A 3,646-nucleotide genomic window follows, 5' to 3' on the forward strand; every position below is an offset into this window, starting at 1 on the left:
CAGGGCGGCGCCGCGGGCGCATCGGCCGCGCGCCCTTCGCGCAGCGGCCTGCAGTGGGTGTTCCAGAACGTGGTCTGGCTGTGGCTGGCGGCGCTGGTGCTGGTGTTCGGCGTGCTCAACCCGTTCTTCTTCACCTTGTCGAACCTGCAGAACGTGCTGGTGCAGGCCACCGTGCTGGGCCTGCTCGCGCTGGCCGTGTCGCTGCCGCTGATGGTGGCCGAGATCGACCTGTCGATCGCCAGCAACATGGGGTTCTCGGCGGCGATCGGCGCGATCCTGTCGACGCGCCTGGGGCTGTCGCCGGCCATCGGCGTGCCGGCCGGCATCGCGGCGGCCACCGCGATCGGCTTCTTCAACGGGCTGTGCGTGACGCGGCTCAAGATGGTCTCGCTGATCCAGACGCTGGCGGTGATGATCGTGCTGCAGGGCTCGCTGCTTGCCGTCACGCAGGGCAACACCATCTCGGACATGCCCAATGCCTATATCTGGATCGGCCAGTTCACGCTCGGCAACTGGCCGGTGATGCCGCTGGTGTTCCTGGTCGCGCTGCTCGGCATGGGCTTCCTGCTGCGCCGCACCGTGCTCGGCCGCTGCCTCTACGCCACCGGCGGCAACGTGCTGGCGGCCAATGCGGCCGGGATCCGCGTGAACCGCATCAAGATCGTCGCCTTCACGCTCTCGGGGCTGCTCTCGGGCGTGGCCGGCTACCTGCTCGCGGCCTGGCAGATGGCGATCACCTCGGACCAGGGCGAGGGCTTCCTGCTCTACGCAATCGCCGCGCCGATCATCGGCGGGGTGAGCGTGTTCGGCGGACGCGGCGGCGCGCTCGGCATCCTCGGCGGCGTGCTGCTGCTGACGGTGATCCACGTCGGACTGGCGATCACCGAGGTGCCCTCGTTCTACGTGCAGATGATCGGCGGCATCCTGATCTTCATCGCCGTGGCGGTCGACGCGATCCGCGTGAACTTCGTCTCGCAATGACGGCTGCCGCCGCCCGAGCCCATTCCCGACTTCCGGAACCCGTAACCCGATGAACCAATCGACACGCTGCGCACTGTATATCGACGGCCGCTTCACGCAGGCGGGCGTCGCGAACTGGATCGAGGTGCGCAATCCCGCCAACGGCGAGGTGGTGGCGCAGGCGCCCGACGCCGGCCAGGACCTGATCGACGCGGCGGTGGACGCGGCCTCGCGCGCCTTGCGCGGCTGGCGCCGCAGCAATCCGTTCGAGCGTTCGCGCCTGCTGCATGCCATCGGCGAGGAACTGGCCCGCGGCGAGCAGGCCATCGCGCTGGCGATCACCACCGAGATGGGCAAGCCGCTGGCCGAGGCGCAGGGCGAGGCGCGCAAGCTCGCCAAGGCCTTCCACTACTACGCCGAGGAGGCGGTGCGGATCTTCGGCGAGACCGTGCCCAACGAGGAGGACGGCTACACCAGCTTCGTCGAGAAGGAGCCGGTGGGCGTGGTGGCCGCGATCGCGCCGTGGAACTACCCGGTCGAGCTGATCGGCTGGAAGCTGGCCGCCGCGCTGGCCGCCGGCTGCACCATCGTGGTCAAGCCTTCCGAATACACGCCGTCGAGCGCCGAGGCGGTGTTCCGCTGCGTCGATCGCGCCGGCCTGCCGGCGGGCGTCGCCAACCTGGTGATGGGCGCGCGCGAGGCGGGGCGGCGGCTGGTCGGCCATCCGGCGATCGACAAGGTCGCCTTCACGGGCTCGGGGCCGGCCGGCGAGGACATCTATCGCACGGTGCGCGGCATCACGGGCCTGTCGCTCGAACTCGGCGGCAGTTGCCCGCTGATCGTGACCGCCCACGCCGACCTGGAGCGCGCGGTGGCCGGCACCCTGCGCCGCGCCTTCCGCAATGCCGGGCAGATCTGCATCTCGATCAACCGCGCCTACGTGGAGGCCAGTGTCCACGATCGCTTCGTCGAGAAGCTGGCCGAGGGCGCGCGCCGGCTGGTGGTGGCCGACGGCCTCGCCAACCCGCGCGCCGATGTCGGCCCGATGGCCACGCGCGCCGGGCTCGACAAGGTACGGCGGCACGTCGACGACGCGCGCGAGCGCGGCGCGCGGCTGATGTGCGGCGGCGCTCGGCCGGATGCGGCCGCGGCGCCCGAGGCCGGGGCGGCGGGGCTGTTCTACTCGCCCACCGTGCTGGTCGACTGCCGGCCCGAGATGCTGGTGATGCACGAGGAGACCTTCGGCCCGGTGATCGGCGTGAGCGCCTACGACTCGCTCGACCAGGCGATCGAGGCGGCCAACGGCACGCCGGCGGGGCTGGCGGCCTATGCCTACACCGAGCACGTCCACGAAACCTTCCGGCTCGCACGCGAGCTCGATTTCGGCAATGTCGCGATCAACAACGTCGACGCCGGCATCATGAACGCCGCCTACGGCGGCCGCAAGCAGAGCGGCAGCGGCTACGAGCACGGCCGCGAGGGCATGGAAGGCTACCTGCACCTGAAGCACGTGCGGCTCAGGCACGGCGCCTGAACGGGGAGCGGCCATGGAACGCTATCTTCTGGGACTCGACATCGGCACCTCGGCCTGCAAGGCGATCGCCGTCGACGAAGCGGGGCGCGTCGCCGCGAAGGCGCTGGCCGCCTACCCGGTGATCTCGCTGCGCGCCGGCTGGGCCGAGCAGGAGCCCGAGCAGTGGTGGCAGGGCGCGCAGCGGGCGCTGGCCGAGGTGCTGGCGGCCCTGCCGGAGCGGCGCGCGGTCAGCGGCATCGGCCTGTCGGGCCAGATGCACGGGCTGACCGCGCTCGATGCGCAGGACCGCGTGCTGCGTCCCGCGCTGCTCTGGTGCGACCAGCGCGCCGCGCCGCAATGCGAGACCATCACCGCGCTGGCCGGCGGCCTCGACGGCCTGCTGGCCAAGGTGCAGAACCGCATGTTGCCGGGCTTCACGGCCGGCAAGCTGCTATGGATGCGCGAGCACGAGCCCGAGCTGTACGCGCGCATGCGGCGCATGCTCAATCCCAAGGACTACCTGCGCCTGCGGCTCACCGGCGAACACCTGACCGATGTCTCGGATGCCTCGGGCACCGGCCTGTTCGACGTGCGCGCCCGAACCTGGTCGCGCGAGATGCTGGGCCTGCTCGAGCTGCCCGGCGATCTGGTGCCCGAGGCGCTCGAATCCACCGCGCGCGCCGGCACGCTGCGCGCCGAGCTGGCCGAGGCCTGGGGCCTGCCGGCCGGCACGCCGGTGTATGGCGGGGGCGGCGATTCGGTGATCCAGACCACCTCGATGGGGGTGATCGACAGCGGCCCGCTCGGCATGACGATCGGCACCGCCGGCATCGTGGCCGGCGCGATGCGCGCCTGCCCGGCGCCCACCGGCCAGTTGCAGATCTCCTGCGGCAACGCGCCGGGGCGCTGGCACGTGATGGGCGTGACGCTGTCCGCCGGCGGCGCCTTCGAATGGCTGCGCGGCGCGCTGGCCGCGCTCGAACCCGAGCTGGACTTCGCGCGCATGATCGCGCTCGCCAAGGCGGCGCCGCCCGGCGCGGAAGGCCTGCTGTTCCTGCCTTACCTGCTCGGCGAGCGCTGCCCGCACGTGGCCGCCGACGGCCGGGCCGCCTGGATCGGCCTGACGCCGCGCCACGACGCGCGCCACCTGGTGCGCAGCGTGATGGAGGGCGT

3 protein-coding genes are annotated in these 3,646 nt (G+C 71.9%); all 3 read left to right on the forward strand.

Annotation, left to right across the window (positions count from 1 at the left end):
- On the forward strand, positions 1–981 hold a 981-nt coding region (locus tag F3J18_RS36105), incomplete at its 5' end, for an ABC transporter permease (RefSeq protein ID WP_166916933.1).
- A gap of 49 nt (positions 982–1,030) precedes the next feature.
- On the forward strand, positions 1,031–2,494 hold the full coding sequence (locus F3J18_RS36110; protein ID WP_166916935.1) for an aldehyde dehydrogenase family protein: 1,464 nt from the start codon (positions 1,031–1,033) through the stop codon (positions 2,492–2,494).
- Positions 2,495–2,507: 13 nt separating this feature from the next.
- A partial coding sequence (gene xylB / locus F3J18_RS36115) for a xylulokinase (RefSeq protein ID WP_166916937.1) occupies positions 2,508–3,646 on the forward strand: 1,139 nt, incomplete at its 3' end.

It is taken from the genome of Burkholderia sp. Ax-1720 (assembly GCF_011753035.1).
In the GTDB taxonomy this organism is placed as follows: domain Bacteria; phylum Pseudomonadota; class Gammaproteobacteria; order Burkholderiales; family Burkholderiaceae; genus Burkholderia; species Burkholderia gladioli.